Here is a 19,238-nt window from a genome sequence, read left to right on the forward strand (position 1 = left end):
GGCGCGGCGGCGCTGCCGGCCCCCTCCGGAGCGGGCGCCCCCATGCAGGACCGCGCGAGCAGCCGCTCCGCCTCGGCCGTCTCGCCGAACGAGGCGAGGTCGAGGGCGGCGTCGATCCGCGCGAACGGATCGGCGGGGTCGCGTCCGTCGAGGGTCCGGGCGAGCTGGTCGAGCGGATCGAGCGCGAGGGTCCCGCGGAGCAGCGGCGCCGCCTCCTCCGCATGCCCGAGGGCGCGGAGGCAGACGACGGTGAGCGCGCGGGCGCGGAGGTCGTCGGTGTCCAGGCGCAGCGCGGTCCGCACGTCGTCGAGGGCCGCGGAGTGGTCGCCGTCGGCCGCGAGGAGGCAGGCGCTCTCGACGAGCGCGGCGTGCGCCCACTTGCCGTCCCAGGCGCCTTGCCGAACGCGGCGGCGGCCTCGCGCCGGCGTCCCAGGCGCACGAGGACCAGCCCGCGCAGGTGCAGCGCCTCGGTATCAGCGGGGTTGCCGTTGTGCGCGGTCAGGCGGCGGAGCGACGCGTCGCAGTGCTCGAGCGCTTCCGCGTACTCGCCGCGGCCGTACGCGTGCCCGGCGAGGGCGAGGTGGACGCGCGCGTCTCCCGCATTTCGCCGCAGCGCCTCGTGCCAGTAGGGCAGCGGCGAGCGGGTCGGGTGGCGGTACTGCGCGAGGTGCACGCCGGTGAAGTACAGCTCGTCGACGGAGGCGGTCTCCCGCGGTGACGGCGGCTCGGCGGCCGTCTCCGGCTCCTCCTGCTGCACCCTCGCGGGCACCTCGTAGGCGAGCAGGGTCGCTCCGCCGGCGCGGACGACGACCGCCAGCCCCGCCGGTTCGGTCCGGGAGGTGGGGAGGTCCGCGACCAGCGGAGCGCCCGGGCCGAGGTCGACGGTCCACTCGCGCAGGACCGCGCCGTCGTCCAGGAGTCGGACGGTCGCGGCCGAGTGCCGTCGCGTCGTCGCGACTCCGATCCGGATGCGGTCGCCCTCGACGTCGAGGTGCACCGCCGTCTCGCGGGTCGCCTGGTGCGCGACGCCGATGCCGCTGATCGGGTACCAGTACTGCGTGAAGGTCTTCGTCTCGCCCGGCATCAGCCACGAGAAGTCGGGCTGGTTGTCGGTGAAGACGCCGGCCATCAACTCCACGTAGGGGCCGTCGGAGTCGGTCAGCTGCGCGTCCCAGGCGTGCCCGAACGGCGCGTCCCCCCAGGTCCACTGCTTCTTGCCGGGCGCGAAGCGGCGGTCGGCCCAGTGCACGAAGCCCGCGCCGGCGCGGTGGTCGTAGCCGCCGAAGAAGGAGTCCTCGGTGCGGACGACCATGTAGGAGGTGGGGACCGGGATGGTGCGGTAGAAGTCGAGGCGGTCCGCGCCCGGTTCCTGCGCGGCCCGGGCGGGGTAGTCGACTCCGTAGTACGGGCGGTCGGCCGCGGGGAACGCGGTGATCGCGCGCCGCGCGTGGTCGGCGACGTGCTGCACGTCGCGGGGGAAGAAGGACTGGTAGTCGTCGTGGACCCGCGCGGCGACGTTCGCCCACCAGAGGAACGTGCGGCGCTCGCGGGTGCGGTTGTGCAGCCGCACGTCGAGCTCGACGAGGCTGGAGCCCGGCCGCAGGCGCACTCCGTGCACGCCCTTCATCCGGCTGAGCGGATCGTGGTCGCCGCACCAGACGACGACGGAGCCGTCCTCGTCGCGCGCGATCTCGTGGTCGGTGGGCAGGAACGTGCCGGGGCGGTGGTGCTGCGGCCAGTTGAACTCGACGCCGCCGCTGACCCAGGGGCCGGCGAGGCCCACGAGGGCCGGCTTGATGACGGAGTTGCGGTAGAAGAAGTCGTAGCCGGTGGTCTTGTCGTGCCCCGAGTGGATGCGTCCGCCGAGATCCGGGAGGACCACGACCTGCACGAACTCGTTCTCGAGCACGACGGCCCGCCACTCGCGGTCGATCGGCTCGGCCGCGATGCGGTCGATGAACGGGAGCGGGTACACCCTGCCGCTGGAGCCCTGGTAGACGCGGCGGTCGAGGAACATCGGCAGGCTGCTGGGCTCCTCCGGTGCGTAGGTGGGCAGGATCAGCGCGGTCTCCCACGCGGCGGCACCGCCCTCGGCGAGCACGGCGGCGGCCTCGGCCGGCGCGGCGAGGAGGGGGGAGGAGGCGGCGGTGGATCCCATGCCCCGAGGCTAGGCAGCAGCGGCGCACGGGGGAATGGCGCGGTGACCTGGACGATCCTCCGGTGGCGGACTCTCCTCCCCGGGGCGCCGTCCGGCGAGTTCTCCACAGTGCGCCGCGCCTGCCCGCCGCCCGCATCCGGAGGCTCCCTACTCTCCTCGCACGGGGCTGAAGCGGACCGTCGCCGGCGCGGATGCGCACGTGCGGCTGAGGAGAGGACTACGGATGAGTCGAACGGAACGATCGGGGCCGGCTGATCGTCGGAGGGGTGGCCTCCGGGCGGCGGTCACGGCGGCGACGGGCTGCGCGCTCGTCGGCGGACTGCTCGGCGGGGGAGCCCTGGCGCTGCCTGCGGCGGCGGCCGGCGAGGCTCCGCGGACGACCCTCGACAACACCCTGCTGCACGGCGGAGCGACCAACGGCGGCGTCACGACCGTGTCGGCCTGGCTGCGCGCGGGCGAGGTGCTGCAGGTCGACCTGCATCCGCTGAAGGGCGGCTCCGGGTCGGGCGAGGGGGAGAGCGGAGGAGGAACCGCGGCGGTCACCGGGCCCGACGGCACGGTGCTGGACGCGCAGGTGTTCCCGCGGGGCGCACCGCCGAGCACGACCGCGGGCGGATCCTTCGTCGCGGACGCGACCGGCGTCTTCCGGGTGAGCGTGACCGACGACGACGTGGCCGCGCCGGTCAACCTCGTCTGGAGCATCGGCGTCTCCTCCGCCGCGGGGGAGGCGATCGCGGGCCGGGTCTGGTCGACGTCCTACGGGATCCAGTCGGGAGCGCGCGAGAGCTACCCCCGTGCCGAGGATCGGCGCTCCACCTTCACGCTGCACGCCGTCACCGAGACGGGCGCGCGCTACGACATGACGCTGCGCGACTACGACGGAGTCGCGTCCACGCTCCAGGCGACGAACAAGGGCAACGTGCGGGTCGGCTCCTCCGATCCCTCCTACCTCTCGGTGCCGATGCCGCAGTCCATCGAGGCGGGAGGCGTCGGAGCGCAGTACCTCCAGCCGTCGGGCCGCACGGGAGTCGAGGGACTGCAGACGTACAAGCTGTTCCTCGATCCTCCTGCCGCCGACCTGCCCGCCTCGATCGCACCCGCCTACGCCGCGCCCACCATCGCCGACCTCGCCTACCGGCGCTCCGGCTCCGGATCGAACGCCGGCTCGCTGACCGGGGTGCTCGGCACCCAGCCGGGCACGGTCGGGGTCGACATCGACGCCGACGGCGACGGCCGCTGGGACGGCGAGCGCGACGTCCACCTGAGCGAGATCGTCGCCGCACCCGGGCCCTTCGCCGTCGCGTGGGACGGCCTGGACGGCCGCGGCGACGCCGTCGACACGGCCGGCACCGACGTCCGGTTCCGCGCGGCGATCGGCCGCACCAACGAGTTCCACTTCACCCGGGTCGACGCCGAGTCCTCGGTCGGCGGCGTCTCGATCGTGCGGTCCACCGGCGGCGGCGGCGACCCCGCCGCGATCCACTGGGACGACTCGCTGCTCGAGGACTCGAACTCCGAGCGCTACTCCGTCACCTCGCGCGTCTCGTCCGGCGCCGAGGGAGTCGACTCGGGCGGAGGGGTGCACCGCTGGCGCAGCGACGACACCGATCAGGACCGCGCGCCCAACGCGAACGACTCCGTGCACGGTCCTACGGCGACCTGCGCGCCATCGACGACTGGGCCTACGGAGCGGACGGGGCGTCGGCCGAGGCCGCCCTCGGTGCCCTGACTCCGCACGTCACGATCGGCAAGACCTCGTCGGTCGCCTCGGACGTGCCGCTGACGCCCGGCGCTCGGGTGCCGTACCGCGTGACTTTGACCTCCGACGGCACCGGCGACGCCGTGGACGCCTCGGCCGTGGACTTCCTCGACGAGGGCGTGCTCGACGACGCCGACCTCGACGAGGCCTCGATCCGCACCTCGCACGGCTCGGCAGCGGTCGATCCCGCGACCGGACGGATCGCGTGGGCGGCGGGAACTCTGCCGGTGGGCACGGTCGCGGAGCTCCTCTTCGACGTCGTCCTGCACGTCGGCGGCGACGGGGATCGCTCGCTGGTGAACACGGCCTGCCTCGCGTCGGCCCCCTTCCGGCCGTCGGAGTCGACCGTCGGCACCGACGCGAACCCGTGCGCCACCGTGCCGCAGACCGTCGGCGAAGCCCGGCTGTGGCTCCGCAAGACGGCTTCGCAGCCGTCGGCCGAGCACGGCGGCGCGGCGGGCTTCGACGTCGTCGTGGGCAACTCCGGCACCGTCGACGCCTCCGGAGTGACGGTCACGGACGTGCCGGCCCTCGACCACCTCCTCGACGCGACGATCGAGGACGGCGCCGGAGGCGTGCAGCCCGCGACGGAGCCGGTCACCGGGCTGAGCATCCCCGCCGGCGGGCAGATCGCCCTGCACGTCAGCGGCCGGGTGGCCGACGGCTACGACGCGCTCACCGTGCGCAATCGCGCGACGATCACCGAGCAGCCGACCGGCTTCGAGCCTCCGGTCGTCGAGAACGCCTGCGTCGACGAGCCCACCGCCTCCTGCGCCGAGATCCCGGTGCCGCCCGTCGAGGGTCGGCTCGAGATCGTCAAGACCGCCCTGACCGGGACCGTCGCGCACGGCGGTCGGGCCGGCTTCGAGATCGCGGTCCGCAACACGGGGGCTCGACCGGCCGACGGGTTCACCCTCGTCGATCTGCCGACGCTCGCGCACCTCTCGGGCGTGACGATCTCGCGCGACGGCGGTGCGGAGTCGGAGGACCTGTCGGTCGAGGGCCTGAGCCTCGCCGCCGGAGCGTCGACCGTGTTCCACGTCAGCGGCACCGTGGCGGACGGCGTCGACGCGTGGACGATCCCGAACCGCGCGTCGATCGGCGATCTGCCGGACGGCTTCGCGCCGACCGTCGTGGGCAACCCCTGCACCGACGACGCCGCGGCGTCCTGCGCCGAGGTGGTCGTGCCGCCGATCGGAGTGGTCCCGACGGTGCTCGCCTCGGCCGCGACCCTCGCATCGACCGGGTTCGCAGGCGGAGCGGGTGTGCTCGGCGCGGGGATGCTGCTGGCGGCCGGCGGCGGCCTCCTGCTCGTGCGACGCCTCCGCTCGGCGTCCGGCCGGGTCTGACTCCGCCGCGGGTCCCCGCTGCCGCACGGCTCCGGGGACCCGCCGCTCCCTCCCAGAGACCCCCGGATCCCGGGGGCCCGACTCAGAAGGCGCTGTCCATGACGCTCCCGTCCGAACTCCCGCTCCACGTCACGGAGCGCTTCGCCCTGCCCGGCGGACTGACCGGTGTCAGCACCTGGTCGGCTCCGGATCCGGAGCGGCTCGAGCAGCTGCTGCGCACCCGCGCGGGTCACCCGCACCTCGACCGCGAGCCGCCCCGGCGCCTGCACCTCGTGCCCGCGTCCCTGGTCCTGATCGAGGAGTCGCGCGGCGGCGTGCTGCACCGCCTCGACCCGAGGCAGGAGGCGCGCACCGACGTCCGCTGGGCGCGCGCATTGCGCCGCTCCCGCCGACCGCTCTGGCTCCGGCGTCTCGTCGGACCGCCCGACCTGCCGGACCCGGGATCCCCCCGGTCCCTCGGCCGGCGGACGGAACGGGGAGAGGGGAGCGGATCGTGACGGTCCGCATCCTCGCCGCGGTCGCGGAGCGCGACGGGCGGACGTGGCTGGTGCGCATCCCCTCGCTCGGCACCGCGGTGCGGGCGCGCACCGTCAGCGAGGTGGACGCCGTGGCGCGCGAGGCGGCCGCCCTGCTCCTCGACGTCCCGGAGTCGGAGATCGAGCTGGTGACGACCGTGCGCGTGACTCCGGGAGCCGGCCGGGGCGGGCCGGGCTCCCGGAGCGGGGCGGAGCGCTCGTGACGGGGCGCTCAGGAGTGCGCGGCCGTCCTCGGGATCAGCCCTTCACGGCTCCGGAGGTCATGCCGGCCACGATCTGGCGGTTGAAGAAGATGTACATCACCAGCGGCGGGATCGTGATGAGCAGCACGTCCATGAAGAGCAGGTTCCACGAGGACACCGACTGCGACGAGAAGTTGTACAGCGTCAGCTGCACGGTGGCGTTCTCGTCTCCCGGCAGGAAGTACAGGGCGTAGGTGAAGTCGTTGAACACGGTCACCGCCTGCACCACGATCACCGTCACGATCACGGGCTTCAGCAGCGGCAGCACCACCGTGAAGAACAGGCGGAACGGTCCGGCTCCGTCGATCGTCGCGGCCTCGTCGAGCTCGCGCGGGATCGTCGAGACGAAGGCGCGGAACAGGAGGATGCAGAACGAGAGGCCGAAGGCGACGTGCACGGCGATCAGGCCGGGCAGGGTCTTGAAGAGCTCGAGACCCTGCAGCACCCAGATCGTCGGCACGACCGCCGGAGGGATGATCAGGCCGGCGAGCACGAACCCGTTGACGAGCGGGTTCCACCTCGACCGGCGGCGCTGGAGGACGTAGCCCACCATCGCGGCCAGGACCACCATGATCGCGACCGACACGATCGTCAGGACCGCGCTGTTGACGAACGCCCGCAGCAGCACGAAGTTCCGCGCCGAGACGACCTCCTGCAGGTTCTCGACGAAGTTCCACTGCGTCGGAAGCGTGAAGCCGAGCAGCGACGCCTCCTGCTGCGTCTTGGACGCCGTCAGCACGATGAAGAGGAAGGGCACGATGAAGACGATCACGGCCAGGACGATCGCGGTGATGCCGCCGCCCCAGCGCCAGAGGCGCGAGCCGCGGCCGACGCCGCGCTGCCGCACCTTCGCGGACGGAGGATCGAGAGGGGTCGTCGAGAGCGGAGTGGGGGTGATCGGAGTGGCGGTCACAGCTCCTTGTCCTTCCGGTTGAGCCAGGCCGAGAGCGGGAAGATCAGCGCCGCCACGACGAGGAAGAGGATCACGTTGCCGGCGGTCGAGAGACCGTAGAAGCCCGCCTGGTACTGCTTGTAGATGACCGAGGCGACCACGTCGCTCGTGAAGCCCGGCCCGCCCTTCGTCATCGCCCAGATGAGGTCGAACGAGCGCAGCCCGCCGATGAGCGAGAGGAGGATCACGGTGACCGTGGCGGGACGCAGCAGCGGCAGGGTGATGTGGCGGAAGTTGTGCCAGGCGCCGGCGCCGTCGACGCGGGCCGCCTCGAAGTAGTCCTGCGGGATCGCGACGATGCCCGCGATGTAGATGAGCGTCGCGAGTCCGACGCCCTTCCAGACGTCGACCAGCGCGACCGAGAACAGGGCCCACTGCGGGTCGGTCAGCCAGCCGGGGCCGGCGACTCCGATCGCTGCCAGGCCCTGGTTCACGACGCCGTCGAAGGGATCCAGGAGCACCTTGAAGGTGATGCCGATGCCGATGGTCGACACCAGCACCGGGAAGAACACGACGCTGCGGAGGAATCCGCGGCCGATGATCTGCGAGCTCAGCAGCAGGCCCAGCAGCATCCCGAGGACGATCTTGAGCCCCGAGGTGATGGCCGCGTAGACGAACGTGTTGACGAACCCGGTCGTGAGCGCCGGGTCCTGGAAGAACGCGACGAAGTTGTCGAAGCCGATGAAGGTCGAGTCGAACAGCGTCCAGCGCGTGAGCGAGAAGTAGAGGGAGGCCGCGGTCGGCACGAGGAACAGCACCACGTAGAACACGCCGGCGGGCAGGTAGAACCAGGTCGGGTACGGGCTCTTCATCGCCCGGCGCCGCGCGGGCCTCTCGGGGGCGGGGGCGCTCGCCGGAGTGGGGCGCTCCTGCGTCAGTGCGGTCATCGGATCTCCGTCGATCGGGCGGGAAGGGGAGGGAGGGGCGGCGCGAGACGCGCCGCCCCGGGGGTGCGGGGCGGATGCCCCGCGGGTCACCAGCCCTCGAGGCCGAGCTGCTGGGCCTGCTTGGTCACGTCGTCGTCGTACTGCTGGGCGCCCTCGGCGGCCGAGGTGATCCCGGAGCCGACGGCCACCGTGATCTGCTCGAGCGCAGGTCCCTTGATGGGGGAGAGGAACTCGAGCGCGGGCGCCGTGTCACCGCTGTCGAAGTAGGGCTGCATGTCCGAGATCATCGCGGGGACGTCCTCGGGCAGCTCGCAGCAGTCGATGACGTACGGGCCCTGCACGACGGTCTGCTCGCTCTGGATGTCGCAGCTCTCGGGCGAGACGAGGAACGCGAGGAAGTCCTTCGCGGCCTCGAGCTTCTCGCCCTCGACGGTCTTCGAGACGTAGACCGCTCCGGGCTGCCAGACGGTCAGCGGGTTCGAGTCGGCCGACTCGCCGGGGAGCGGGAACGTGCCGACCGTCTGCGCCGCGTCGGGGTAGTTGGCCACGAGGGGCTGCGACGCGAAGGTCAGCATCGGGTACTGCGCCCCCTCGCCGGTGGCGACCATCCGCACGCCGTCGTCGTAGGTCGCCGAGGCGAAGTCCTCGTTGAACAGCCCGGCCTCGCCGGCCTCCTGGAGGTGCTCGAAGCCGGCCAGCGCCGGCTGGTCGACGTACTTCGCGTCGCCCGCGGTGTACTCGTCGGCCCAGTCCGGTTTCTCGGCGAGGACGTTGGCGAAGTCGCCGAGCACCATGAGCTGCGAGGTCCAGGTGTCGCCGTAGGTCTGCACGATCGGGGCGACGTCGCCGGCGGCCTTGATCGCCTCGCTGTTCGCGAGGAACTCGTCCCACGTCTTCGGGACCGAGAGGCCGAGCTCGGCGAACACGTCCTTGTTGTAGAGCACCGCGCCGCCGAAGGACTGGCCCAGCGGAGCGCCGTAGAAGCCGGCCTCGGTCGAGACGACGCGCTGGAAGTCCTCGGTCAGCGAGTCCTTCCACTCGACGTCCGACAGGTCGGCGAGGTTCTGGTCCGGGTTCAGCGCCTGGAACAGCGATCCGGAGTTGTAGCCGAACAGGTCGGCCATCTCACCCGTGGCCAGGCGGGTCTTGACGACGTTGTCGCCCTCGCTGCCGGCGGGGCGGGTCTCGACCTCGATCGTGACGTCGGGGTTCACCTCCTTGTAGGCGGTGACCAGGGCGTCCATCTGGGCGCCGGCGAGCTCCGTGTTGTCGATGAGGATCGACAGCGTCGATCCGTCGGCGGACTCGCCGCCGCCGGTGCTGCAGCCGGTGAGCGCGAGAGCGAGCGCCGCTCCTCCTGCGCCGAGGGCGAGCACTGCTCGCCGGTTCTGTCGGGTCGACATCCTTTACCTCCATGTAAAGACAACTTCGTTGTTGCGGGGTGCCCGGGGGCGGTCGGCCACCGGGGCCCGAGGGCCGTCCGGCGGGCCGCGCAGGGAGAACATACGTCGGTGCCGTGAAACGTGTCAATCGATCTACACGAATTCGTGGACCGATCTACAGAATCGTGCTCCAGGCGTTACAGTGGCGTTCGCGGCGTCGCTCCAGGGGCCGTCCGGCGAGGACCGCCGAGCATCACGACGAGGGGACCGCGATGAGCGAGACCGAGCGCCGACCCCGTGGACCTGCCACGATCCAGGACGTCGCCCTGCGCGCCGGAGTGTCTCGCGCCGCGGTCTCGAAGGTCATCCGCAACGCGTACGGCGTTTCTCCGTCGATGCGCGAGCGCGTCGCCGCGGCGATCGACGAGCTCGGCTACCGGCCCAGCGTCGCCGCCCGGGCCATGCGCGGCGCCAGCTACACGATCGGCGTCGAGGTCCCCCAGCTCGACAACTCCTTCTTCAACCGCATCGTCACGGGTGCCGCGGCCGCGCTCGACGGCAGCCGCTACCAGCTGATCGTCGCCCCCGCCCAGAGCGACTCCCGCGAGCTTCCGGGCGATCGAGGCGCTCGTCGACCGCCAGGTCGACGGCCTGATCGCCGTCTCGCCGATGGTCGAGCCGTCGTGGCTCGAGAAGCTCGCCCTGCACACCCCCATCGTCATGCTCGGCCGGCACGACGACTCCGTCGGCTACGACACCGTCACCAACGACGACGTCGCCGGCACCGATCAGCTCATGGACCACCTGCTCGGACTCGGCCACCGGCGCATCGCGCACCTGACCGTGAACGAGGACATCGTCCGGCGCGTCCTCGGCGCCCCGCACGCCGTCCGCCTCGCCCGGTACGAGGAGCGGATGAACGCCGCCGGACTCGACTCCGAGGTCCTCCACCTGGGGCCCGGCCAGGACGACGCCTACGCCCGCTCGCTCGAGCTGTTCCGCTCTCCCGATCGTCCGACCGCGCTGTTCGCGGGCAACGACGCTCTCGCGCTCGACGCACTCTGGGCCCGCGCCGACGCGGGCCTGTCGGCCGAGCAGCTCTCGATCGTCGGCTACGACGACATCGAGGTCGCCGCCCACCCGGGCATCTCGCTGACCACGATCGACCAGTCCGGCGAGGACCTCGGCGAGAGGGCCGTCCGGCTGCTCCTCGAGCGTCTGGCCGGTCGGACGGAGCCGACGCACTTCGAGGTCGAGCCGGTGCTGCGCGCCCGCTCCTCCTCGGCCCCCCTCGCCGGCGCCGCCCCGGCTCCCACCGCTCCCGCCCACCACCCCTCAGAAGGACGACGATGACCGACTGGACCGCCCGCTTCGCAGCCCCCGACGACGCCCTCGACGGCGCGCCCCTCCTCCGTCGCGAGACACTGCTCGAGACCGGCCACGGCGCCGTCGTCTCGGCGGTCCTCCGGCTGTCGGCGCTCGGGATCGTCGAGGCCTGGATCGACGGCGTCCCCGTCTCGGACGAGCTCTTCACGCCCGGCTGGACCAGCTACGAGTGGCGCCTGCGCTACTCCGAGCACGACGTCACCGGCCTGATCGGCACCGACTCCGTGACCCTCGGCCTCGCCCTGGGCGACGGCTGGTACCGGGGCCGCCTGACCTGGGGCGAGGGAGCCGCGCCCTACGGCGACGAGATCGCGGGATTCGCCGAGCTGCGCGTCCGCTTCGCCGACGGGTTCGAGCAGGTCGTCGCCACGGGGGAGGGCTGGAGGGCCGGCGCAGGAGCGACCACCGCCGACAGCATCTACGACGGCCAGGACATCGACGCCCGCCGCGAGCCGCACGGCTGGAACCGCCCGGGCTTCGACGACTCCGGCTGGTCGGGCGTGCACGAGCTCGACGTCGACCTCGGCCTCCTCGAGCCGTACCTCGCCCCGCCGGTCCGGCGCCTGCGCGAGGTCGCGCCGCAGCGGATCTGGACCAGCCCGTCCGGCCGCACCCTCGTCGACTTCGGCGAGAACCTCGTCGGCTGGCTGCGCGCCCGGCTGCAGGGCCCGGAGGGGACCGTCGTCACGGTGCGCCACGCGGAGGTCCTCGAGGACGACGAGCTGGGCGTGCGTCCGCTGCGCGAGGCGAAGGCGACCGACCGCTTCACGCTCTCGGGCGGCGAGGACGTGTTCGAGCCGACGCTGACCTTCCACGGCTTCCGCTACGCCGAGATCGACGGCTGGCCCGACGCCCTCGAGCCCGGCGCCCTCGCCGCGGTCGTCGTGAGCAGCGACCTGCGCCGCATCGGCACCTTCCGCAGCTCCGACGAGCTCGTGAACCAGCTGCACGACAACGTCTACCGCGGCATGGTCGGCAACTTCCTCGACGTGCCCACCGACTGCCCGCAGCGCGACGAGCGCCTGGCTGGACCGGCGACATCGCCGCGTTCGCGCCGACCGCCGTGTACCTCGCCGACGCGCAGGACTTCCTCCGCGACTGGCTGCGCGACCTCGCCCTCGAGCAGACCCATCACGACGCGCCGTGCCGTTCGTCGTCCCCGACGTGCTCAAGCGCCGCGCCGCCGGCACCGACTTCCCGCCGATGGACTCCACCGCGCTCTGGAGCGACGCCGCCGCCTGGGTGCCGTGGGCCGTCTGGGAGCCTACGGCGACCCGACGGTGCTCGAGGAGTCGTTCCCGTCGATGGCCTCGCACGCCCGCCGCGTCCGCTCGAAGCTCTCCGGCACCGACGTCTGGGACACCGGCTTCCAGTTCGGCGACTGGCTCGACCCCGACGCCGCGCCCGACGACCCCGCCGACGCGAAGGCCGACACCGGAGTCGTCGCCACGGCCTGCGCGTACCGCACCGCCCGGATCGTCGCCGACAGCGCCGCGGTGCTGGGACTGGAGGAGGAGCTGGCCGAGTTCGCCGAGCTGGCCGAGCGCCTGCGCGCGGGTTTCCGCTCGCAGTACGTCGCCGACCGCCGGATCCTCAGCGACTGCACGACCGTCTACTCCCTCGCGATCGTCTTCGGCCTGCTCGACGACGACGAGCTCGGCTGGGCCGGCGACCGCCTCGCCGAGCTCGTGGCCGAGAGCGGCTACACGATCTCGACCGGCTTCGCGGGCACCCCGTTCATCACCGACGCCCTGTCGTCGACCGGTCACGTCGACGCCGCCTACCGACTCCTCCTGCAGCGCGAGTGCCCGTCGTGGCTCTACCCCGTGACCATGGGCGCGACCACGATCTGGGAACGCTGGGACTCGATGCTCCCCGACGGCACCATCAACCCCGGCGAGATGACGAGCTTCAACCACTACGCCCTGGGCGCCGTCGCCGACTGGCTGCACCGCGTCGTCGGCGGCCTCGCCCCGCTCGAGCCCGGCTACTCCCGCATCCTCGTCGCCCCCCAGCCGGGCGACGCGCTGCAGTGGGCGGAGTCGACCCTCGAGACCCCGCACGGCCTCGCCCGCGTGCGCTGGGACCGCACCGCGGAGGGCGTCCAGCTCGCCGTCACGATCCCGGAGGGGGCGACCGCGATCGTCCGCTCGGCCGGCACCGAGGACCGCGAGCTGACGGCGGGGGAGCACGCGCTGACGCTGTAGCCCGAGGGGCACCTGTCCGCGCCGAACCCTGCAGACGAGGTCTAAAACCTTGAGAACCGAATCGTTGAAGCGGTTTTAGACGCGCCGGGCGCTGTCCCCGCGCCTCGTTCGCCCCTCATTGCTGTGAACTGTGCATCTCGTGCAAGAATGCACTTCATGACCGAGAGTGCAACGAGCACGCGCGCCCACCAGGTCGCCGAGCGCCGCGCCCAGCTCGCCCGCCGCGCGCGCGAGCTCGCGGTCGAGCGCGGGCTGAACGGCTTCACCGTCGACGAGCTCTGCGACGACGTCGGGCTCTCGCGGCGCACCTTCTTCAATCACTTCCCCTCGAAGGAGCAGGCCGTCCTCGGCCGCCCCGAGGACGGCCTCGAGGGCGACGCCGCCCAGCGCTTCCTCGCCGGCGGCGGCGAGCCCGGGCGCCTGTCCGACGACCTGCTCGACGCGCTGGCCGATCTCGCGATCGAGCACTTCGAGGCCATCGGACTCACACCCGGGCGCGCGCACGAGCTGTTCGCGCTGCTCGAGCGCGAGCCCAAGCTGCTCGCCGCACTCCTGCAGGTCGGCAGCGAGCGCGACCGCCTGCTCGAGCGCCTGTCGGTCGAGCGCGAGGGCCTCGAGCCGGGCGATCCGCGACTCCGCCTGGCCGTGCAGCTCGTCGGCACCGTCGCACGCCTGGCCGTGGAGGAGGCGCTCACGTCCGAGCCCCCGGCCCCGTTCCCCGAGATCCTCCGCGCCCGCCTCGCCGAGGCCCGCGCCCTGTTCGCTCCCGCCGCACCCACCACCCCCGAAGAGGACCGATGACCACCGCCCCCGCCAAGCCGCTCCTGCTCACGCAGCGCAGGATCTGGATCATCTTCTCGGCGCTCATCGCCGGCATGCTGCTCTCGAGCCTCGACCAGACCATCGTCTCGACCGCGATGCCCACCATCGTGGGGCAGCTCGGCGGCGTCGAGCACCAGGCCTGGATCACCACGGCCTACCTCCTCGCCACCACGATCGTCATGCCCATCTACGGCAAGTTCGGCGACGTGCTCGGCCGGCGGAACCTGTTCCTGATCGCGATCGCGCTCTTCACGATCGCCTCCGTCGGCTGCGCGTTCGCGGGCGACTTCTGGAGCTTCGTGGTCTTCCGCGCCCTGCAGGGCCTCGGCGGCGGCGGGCTGATGATCCTGTCGCAGGCGATCATCGCCGACATCGTGCCGGCCAACGAGCGCGGCAAGTACCTCGGCCCGATCGGCGCCGTGTTCGGCCTCTCGGCCATCGCCGGACCCCTGCTCGGCGGCCTGTTCGTCGACCACCTCACCTGGCAGTGGGCGTTCTACATCAACATCCCGGTCGGCATCGCCGCCTTCGCGATCGCCTGGTTCGCGCTGACCCTGCCCAGCAGGAAGGCGCAGAAGCGGATCGACATCCCCGGAGTCGTGCTGCTCTCGGCCGCGACCACGTTCCTCATCTTCTTCAGCGACTTCGGCGCGACGCGCAGCACGGCTGGGGCGCCCCCGAGACCTGGCTCTTCGGCGCCGGCCTCGTGCTCTCGGTCGCCGGCTTCGTCTGGGTCGAGTCCCGCGCCGAGGACCCGATCATCCCGCTGAGCCTCTTCCGCAACCCGATCTTCCTCAACGCCACCGCCATCGGCCTGACCCTGGGCCTGGGCATGTTCGCGGCGATCGGATTCATCCCCACGTTCCTGCAGATGGCGTCCGGCACCTCCGCGGCCGCGTCGGGCCTGCTGATGCTGCCGATGATGGCGGGCCTGATGGGCACGTCGATCCTGTCCGGCATCGCGATCACGAAGACCGGCAGGTACAAGGTGTTCCCGATCGTCGGCACGATCCTCACCGCGATCGCGATGACCGCCATGACCACGCTCGCCGCCGAGACCCCGATCTGGCTGATCTGCGTCTACCTCTTCGTCTTCGGCGCCGGGCTCGGCCTGATCATGCAGGTCGTGGTCCTGGTCGTTCAGAACGCCGTCCCGGCCGAGCAGATCGGCACCGCGACCAGCACGAACAACTACTTCCGCGAGGTCGGCGCCGCACTGGGTGTCGCGATCTTCGGCACGATCTTCACGAACTCGCTCACCGAGAAGCTCACCGCGGTCTTCGCGGGAGCCGGCGACTCCGCAGCGGGCGCCTCGGCCGCCACCCTCGACCCGCAGACGCTGAGCACCCTTCCCGACGAGGTCCGCGACGGAGTCGTGACCGCCTACGCCGACTCGCTCGCCCCGGTCTTCTGGTACCTCATCCCGTTCATCCTGCTGGCCCTCGTGCTCGCGATCTTCCTCAAGCAGATCCCGCTGTCGGACCAGGCAGGCATGGTCGCGCGCGGCGAGGCCGTGGGCGGCGAGGAGGCGGAGCGCCTGTTCCGCGAGGAGAGCGGAGCGGGTGCGGCCGGATCGGGCTCGACTCCGACCGGCTCCGTGCCGACGCGGTAGCTCCCTCCGACGGCGGTCGCGCTCGGGGCGGTCCAGTCCGGGAAGTCCTGCGCGGAACGCCCCGCGGTGCAGTGCGACCGGGGGGTGATCCTGTCGGGAGGCGATGATCAGCCGCAGGTGAGAGGGGCTTCTCTTGCGATGAGCTCGGCGTTCCGCACGCCGCCCGTGGACGAGGCCGGCCGGTCTCCGAGGCGGAGAACCGCGGTGTCACCCTGCCAGTGCAGCGAGTACCCGCCAGCGCTGAAGGGCAGGTAGCCGTCATCACTGGAGTAGGACGCCCTCCAGTCGACCGAGAATCGTCCCGGCTCCACTACCCCTATGTCTCCGCCGGCGGAGGTCAGGAACGCGTGCTCTCTCACCGCGACCCGGCACCCGTTCTCGCTCGAGCCCGGGAGCACGCTGTAGGCCGAACCGTTGAAGAGCAGCGAGGAGACGAGGGCGACAAGCAGGACGAGGGTCAGTGCCACGCTGCTGAGCAGGATCGTCAAGGAGCTCAGCACTCCGCGGGGTCGCGCCGGCGGCGGCGCATCGGCGGCGAGCGCGGCGCTCGCGACGAGGGCGCCTGTCCCGCAGGCCAGGAGGATCCACTCGAGCTGGAAGAACGTCGGTATCCAGCTCCCGAGCACGACGGTGCCCCAGCCGAGCGCTTCACCCCACCGCATCCCCAGGCCGAAGCTGCCCGCGAACGGTCCGAAGAGGGCGAGGACGATCACCGCGAGGAGCAGAGCGAGAGACGACCGACCGAGCGACCGCGCCCTCCGGGCGCGCGCCGGATCGGTCAGGGCAGGTGCACTGCCCACGCCTTCGTCGCCCGCCTCGTCCGTTGCGTGCGAAGGGGCTGTCGAGCGCTCAGTGCGCGTCATCGTTGCCCGTCTCGTGCACGATCCGGCCGTGGCACCCGGCCTGGGTCCAGTCGTAGGGTCCGGAGGAGGTGAGGTTCGTGCCATAGAGAGCCGCCATGCGTCGCTGTCCTCCGCCAGGGGTTCGCCACCCCGGTCCTCGGGCGAGCGTTCCCACCACACCTTGAACGTGTAGTCGTGTCCCTGCTCCCGCATGCACGCGGCGATGCGCAGCTGCATGTCGACCCAGGAGACGGCGTTCGCGAGCTCGCCCTCGATGAGGGTCGCGGGATAGGCGACGTCGTCGGGCGAGTCGGAGTCGTCGTAGAGGCGGACGCCCCACTGGTCGTACCGGTGCCCGTCGGGCGCCGCGGTGGGAGTCGTCTGCTCGAACGGCGTTCCCGGTTCGCGCGCGGCGGGAAGGGGTGACGAGGTCACGTCTTCTGTGCCGGCAGGCGGGTTCGCCGCCCGTGCGGCGGCGTAGTCGTCGTCGTAGTCCTGAACGGCCGACGTCGCGGTGGTGACGAGCACAGCGGCGGTGCCTGCTGCGAGGAGCAGTCCTGCCGCTGCCAGGGCGATCGTGGCGCGAAGGCGTGTGCTGCCTCGTGGGCGGGGATCCGTCATGCGGTCACGTCGCTTCCGGTCGGGCGCCGGGCGATCGACCAGCAGAGGACGGCGGCGAGCAGGACGAGTCCCTGCGTGTTCCCCAGCAGCAGGAGAACGAGATCGAGGGAGGGCAGGGAGGACACGAGGACGGACGCCGTGGCGCTGATGTACCAGAGTGCGTCGATGGAGACCGTGGGGAGGATCGAGACGGCGGCTGTTCCCAGCACCGCGCCGACGCTCTGTGTCTTCCGGCGCAGGAGCAGCAGGAGAGCGAGCGCGGCAGCGGCGGTCGCTGCGTAGACCGGTCCCACAGTCGCGAGCGGCAGGGAGATCCCGGTGGCCAGGCGGATGCTCGCCCACCCGCCGAAGACGACGGAGGCCAGAACGAGCACGAAGACGATCGCCCAGAGCGCAGCCGAGAGGGACCCGACGCGCGCAGCGAACAGGACGTCCGCACTGCCCTCGTGCAGTCGTGCGCGCCGCCACAGCAGATCCGAGCCGGCACCCCGGAGGGTGCGCGACCTGATCTGACGAGCCGTGCGGGCGGGATCCTGTCCGGCTTCCTGCGCCCAGCGGGTGTGCTCGAAGAGGTCCGAGGCGACCTCGTCCGCCCGCTCGACGGCGAAGTGCGGATCCAGTCCGCGCGTGTAGAAGCGGCACCAGCGCAGCGCGGCACTGCTGGAGCGGCGCACCGCCGCCGAGGACCGGGCGCTCATGCGGTCCCGCCCAGGACGAAGGCAGTGCGGCCCGTGGCGCTCGAGCGGGCGGCGGCGGCCGCGTGGGCGACGGCGCGTCCCTCGCCCGTCACTTCGTAGCAGCGGCGCGGAGGTCGGCCCTGCGCGTTCGCCTCCGCCTTGTCCTCCCACGACGACGAGACGAGACCGCGCTCCTGCATCCTCCCCAGCGCCTTGTAGAGCGTGCCGTGCGCGGTGAGCGGTCGCCCGTCGCCCGTGGCCAGTGAGGCTGCGAGAGCGAAGCCGTGCGTCGGCTCGCCGGCGTCGATGAGCGCATCCAGGAGGTCGAGCTCGAGGGGGAGGACCGCTCCCTGCTTCCGTCTGGGCATGCTCGAAGAATAGGAAGATAGGGGCGCCCGGTCAAGAGAGCATCGTGTGGATCCCTTCGAGCCTGAGCCCGGATCCGCTCAGGCGGCGATCCCGTCCTCGTCGGGCGGTGTCGCCGCGTCCTCGAGGATCTCGCGCACGCTCACCGGAGCGACGGGCCCGGCGAGCTCCGCCTCCCGAGCGAGCCGCGCGCGCTCGACGCCCGCGAGCAGCACGGCGAACGCCTCCTCGAGCGACTCGGTGTCGCGCAGCAGCACGCGCTCGCCGCTCGGATCGAGCCGGACGGTCCGGTGGACCGGGCGACCCGGGTCGCGTCGAGCGTGATGACGCCGACCACGGTGCCCGTGCGGCGGGCGCGCGCGATCCAGCGGTTGGAGTGGGTGCGGAGCAGGATCATGGCCGGTGCCGTCCTCGGGTGACAGTGGTGCGCGGCAGGGGGAGTGGGTGGATCCTCTCCGAGCATCCTGCACGTCGCCCCGCCGTGTCCTGTACTTGACATCAGAGCGTCACCCCACGACCCGCCCGCGCGCTCCCGCCGCGACCCGCAGCGCCCGCACGAACTCGGGCACCACCGGGTTGCCGGTGTCCGCCACCAGCACCCCGATCTCGCGCATCGCCCGAGGGTCGTCGATCGGGATCTCGCGCACCCCGTCGTCGATGGACGACGGACTCGCGGGCAGGATCGTCATCCCCAGCCCCGCCGCGGCGAGCCCTCGCGCGGCCCGGTAGTCGCCCACCTCGAAGACCGGCTCCGGGTCGCGGCCGTCGTGGCGCAGGAGCCGCCGCGCCGACTCGTGCAGTCCGTAGCCGGCCGACAGCATGATCAGGTCGAGCCCGCGCAGGTCCTCCACCGTCACCGAGCGGCGCGAGGCGAGCGGATGGCGGTGGTGCACCACCGCCAGCAGCGGCTCGGTGTAGAGCGTGGTCGTGGTGGTGCCGGGGAGGGTCGGCGGATCGGCGACGATCGCGAGCTCGGCCTCGCCGTCGGCCACCGCGCGAAGGCACAGCGCCCGCGACCCGTGGCGGAGGCCGAAGCCCACTCGCGGCCAGCGCCGGCGGAAGCGGCGGATCACGTCCGGCACGTAGCTCTCGCCGAGCAGCGTCTGGAAGGCGATCGAGATCCGCCCGTCCTCGAGCTCGCCGGCCTGGCGCACCTCGGCGAGCCCCGTGCGGATGACCGCCATGCCGTCCTGCGCCGCCTCGGCGAGCCGGCGTCCCGCCTCCGTCAGCACCACTCCCCGGCCCTCGCGCCGGACCAGCGGTGTGCGCACGAGCTCGGTGAGCCGCGCCAGCGAGCGGCTCGCCGTCGGCTGCGGCACCCCCAGCTCCTCGGCGGCGGCGGTGACGCTGCCGGTCTGGGCGACGGCCACGAGCACGGGCAGCAGCTTCAGGATCGCGGGCCAGTCGGCGTCATCGCTCATGTCTGAATCGTATACATCA

The 19,238-nt window shown here is 72.3% G+C and carries 16 protein-coding genes and 5 pseudogenes; 11 read left to right on the plus strand and 10 right to left on the minus strand.

What is annotated here, in order from left to right:
* Both B0T42_RS22875 and B0T42_RS22880 read right to left on the minus strand, forming a co-directional pair.
* Positions 1-302 (minus strand): hypothetical protein (locus tag B0T42_RS22875; protein WP_342418221.1); only part of this gene is annotated, 302 nt, incomplete at its 3' end.
* Between the two features lie 797 nt (positions 303-1,099).
* Positions 1,100-2,158, minus strand: a pseudogene (locus B0T42_RS22880) (DUF5107 domain-containing protein); the annotation flags it as partial.
* 223 nt (positions 2,159-2,381) lie between these two features.
* On the opposite strand from B0T42_RS22880, the gene B0T42_RS19135 reads away from it, so the two are divergent.
* From B0T42_RS19135 to B0T42_RS07860, 4 genes are all read left to right on the plus strand, one after another.
* Positions 2,382-3,887 (plus strand): hypothetical protein, encoded by a 1,506-nt coding sequence (locus tag B0T42_RS19135; protein WP_094742707.1) that lies wholly within the window; start codon positions 2,382-2,384, stop codon positions 3,885-3,887.
* 14 nt (positions 3,888-3,901) lie between these two features.
* Positions 3,902-5,266: a DUF7927 domain-containing protein gene (locus tag B0T42_RS07850; protein WP_446737365.1), complete on the plus strand. Its 1,365-nt coding sequence runs from the start codon at positions 3,902-3,904 to the stop codon at positions 5,264-5,266.
* A gap of 98 nt (positions 5,267-5,364) precedes the next feature.
* Positions 5,365-5,763, plus strand: coding sequence for a hypothetical protein (locus tag B0T42_RS07855; protein ID WP_077222670.1), 399 nt, complete (start codon positions 5,365-5,367; stop codon positions 5,761-5,763).
* Positions 5,760-6,005, plus strand: a complete 246-nt coding sequence (locus tag B0T42_RS07860; protein ID WP_077222671.1) for a hypothetical protein — start codon at positions 5,760-5,762, stop codon at positions 6,003-6,005. The genes B0T42_RS07855 and B0T42_RS07860 overlap by 4 nt, the downstream gene beginning before the upstream one ends.
* A 34-nt stretch (positions 6,006-6,039) precedes the next feature.
* Here the strand turns inward: B0T42_RS07860 and B0T42_RS07865 are convergent, their stop codons facing one another.
* From B0T42_RS07865 to B0T42_RS07875, 3 genes are all read right to left on the minus strand, one after another.
* A complete protein-coding gene (locus B0T42_RS07865; protein WP_235576995.1) occupies positions 6,040-6,837 on the minus strand; it encodes a carbohydrate ABC transporter permease in 798 nt (265 codons plus the stop codon).
* Positions 6,838-6,953: 116 nt separating this feature from the next.
* Positions 6,954-7,883, minus strand: a complete 930-nt coding sequence (locus tag B0T42_RS07870; RefSeq protein ID WP_077222673.1) for a carbohydrate ABC transporter permease — start codon at positions 7,881-7,883, stop codon at positions 6,954-6,956.
* Positions 7,884-7,969: 86 nt separating this feature from the next.
* Positions 7,970-9,286 (minus strand): ABC transporter substrate-binding protein, encoded by a 1,317-nt coding sequence (locus tag B0T42_RS07875; protein ID WP_077222674.1) that lies wholly within the window; start codon positions 9,284-9,286, stop codon positions 7,970-7,972.
* A 251-nt stretch (positions 9,287-9,537) separates the two neighbouring features.
* Here B0T42_RS07875 and B0T42_RS21185 point away from each other — a divergent pair.
* The 6 genes and pseudogenes from B0T42_RS21185 to B0T42_RS07895 form a co-directional block, all read left to right on the plus strand.
* Positions 9,538-9,651, plus strand: a pseudogene (locus B0T42_RS21185) (LacI family DNA-binding transcriptional regulator); the annotation flags it as partial.
* 283 nt (positions 9,652-9,934) lie between these two features.
* Complete coding sequence (locus tag B0T42_RS21190; protein ID WP_236720179.1) at positions 9,935-10,618, plus strand: substrate-binding domain-containing protein; 684 nt, start codon at positions 9,935-9,937, stop codon at positions 10,616-10,618.
* A gap of 104 nt (positions 10,619-10,722) precedes the next feature.
* Positions 10,723-11,738, plus strand: a pseudogene (locus B0T42_RS22290) (family 78 glycoside hydrolase catalytic domain); the annotation flags it as partial.
* 187 nt (positions 11,739-11,925) lie between these two features.
* Positions 11,926-12,858, plus strand: a pseudogene (locus B0T42_RS22295) (alpha-L-rhamnosidase-related protein); the annotation flags it as partial.
* A 156-nt stretch (positions 12,859-13,014) separates the two neighbouring features.
* Positions 13,015-13,659, plus strand: coding sequence for a TetR/AcrR family transcriptional regulator (locus tag B0T42_RS07890; RefSeq protein ID WP_158078071.1), 645 nt, complete (start codon positions 13,015-13,017; stop codon positions 13,657-13,659).
* Positions 13,656-15,292, plus strand: a pseudogene (locus tag B0T42_RS07895) (MDR family MFS transporter). The gene B0T42_RS07890 and the pseudogene B0T42_RS07895 overlap by 4 nt, the downstream one beginning before the upstream one ends.
* Positions 15,293-15,399: 107 nt before the next feature.
* Here the strand turns inward: B0T42_RS07895 and B0T42_RS19960 are convergent.
* The 4 genes from B0T42_RS19960 to B0T42_RS19965 form a co-directional block, all read right to left on the minus strand.
* Complete coding sequence (locus B0T42_RS19960; protein WP_158078072.1) at positions 15,400-16,755, minus strand: hypothetical protein; 1,356 nt, start codon at positions 16,753-16,755, stop codon at positions 15,400-15,402.
* Positions 16,752-17,453 (minus strand): hypothetical protein, encoded by a 702-nt coding sequence (locus tag B0T42_RS07905; RefSeq protein ID WP_077222677.1) that lies wholly within the window; start codon positions 17,451-17,453, stop codon positions 16,752-16,754. The genes B0T42_RS19960 and B0T42_RS07905 overlap by 4 nt, the downstream gene beginning before the upstream one ends.
* Positions 17,450-17,800 (minus strand): PadR family transcriptional regulator, encoded by a 351-nt coding sequence (locus B0T42_RS07910; RefSeq protein WP_077222678.1) that lies wholly within the window; start codon positions 17,798-17,800, stop codon positions 17,450-17,452. The genes B0T42_RS07905 and B0T42_RS07910 overlap by 4 nt, the downstream gene beginning before the upstream one ends.
* 78 nt (positions 17,801-17,878) lie before the next feature.
* On the minus strand, positions 17,879-18,055 hold the full coding sequence (locus B0T42_RS19965) for a hypothetical protein (protein ID WP_158078073.1): 177 nt from the start codon (positions 18,053-18,055) through the stop codon (positions 17,879-17,881).
* Between the two features lie 33 nt (positions 18,056-18,088).
* Between B0T42_RS19965 and B0T42_RS21965 the strand changes: the two genes are divergently transcribed.
* A complete protein-coding gene (locus tag B0T42_RS21965; protein WP_269087513.1) occupies positions 18,089-18,217 on the plus strand; it encodes a hypothetical protein in 129 nt (42 codons plus the stop codon).
* Between the two features lie 87 nt (positions 18,218-18,304).
* Here the strand turns inward: B0T42_RS21965 and B0T42_RS07915 are convergent, their stop codons facing one another.
* Positions 18,305-19,219: a LysR family transcriptional regulator gene (locus B0T42_RS07915; protein ID WP_158078074.1), complete on the minus strand. Its 915-nt coding sequence runs from the start codon at positions 19,217-19,219 to the stop codon at positions 18,305-18,307.
* Between the last annotated feature and the right edge of the window lie 19 nt (positions 19,220-19,238).

Origin of the sequence: Rathayibacter rhapontici, assembly GCF_001995175.1 — a bacterium.
Lineage (GTDB): Bacteria > Actinomycetota > Actinomycetes > Actinomycetales > Microbacteriaceae > Rathayibacter.

Coding starts and splice junctions, on each gene's coding strand:
- B0T42_RS19135 (WP_094742707.1), top strand. CDS start 2,382: ATGAGTCGAACGGAACGATCGGGGCCGGCTGATCGTCGGAGGGGTGGC.
- B0T42_RS07855 (WP_077222670.1), top strand. CDS start 5,365: ATGACGCTCCCGTCCGAACTCCCGCTCCACGTCACGGAGCGCTTCGCC.
- B0T42_RS07870 (WP_077222673.1), bottom strand. CDS start 7,883: ATGACCGCACTGACGCAGGAGCGCCCCACTCCGGCGAGCGCCCCCGCC.
- B0T42_RS07875 (WP_077222674.1), bottom strand. CDS start 9,286: ATGTCGACCCGACAGAACCGGCGAGCAGTGCTCGCCCTCGGCGCAGGA.
- B0T42_RS21190 (WP_236720179.1), top strand. CDS start 9,935: ATGGTCGAGCCGTCGTGGCTCGAGAAGCTCGCCCTGCACACCCCCATC.
- B0T42_RS07890 (WP_158078071.1), top strand. CDS start 13,015: ATGACCGAGAGTGCAACGAGCACGCGCGCCCACCAGGTCGCCGAGCGC.
- B0T42_RS19960 (WP_158078072.1), bottom strand. CDS start 16,755: ATGACGGATCCCCGCCCACGAGGCAGCACACGCCTTCGCGCCACGATC.
- B0T42_RS07905 (WP_077222677.1), bottom strand. CDS start 17,453: ATGAGCGCCCGGTCCTCGGCGGCGGTGCGCCGCTCCAGCAGTGCCGCG.
- B0T42_RS07910 (WP_077222678.1), bottom strand. CDS start 17,800: ATGCCCAGACGGAAGCAGGGAGCGGTCCTCCCCCTCGAGCTCGACCTC.
- B0T42_RS07915 (WP_158078074.1), bottom strand. CDS start 19,219: ATGAGCGATGACGCCGACTGGCCCGCGATCCTGAAGCTGCTGCCCGTG.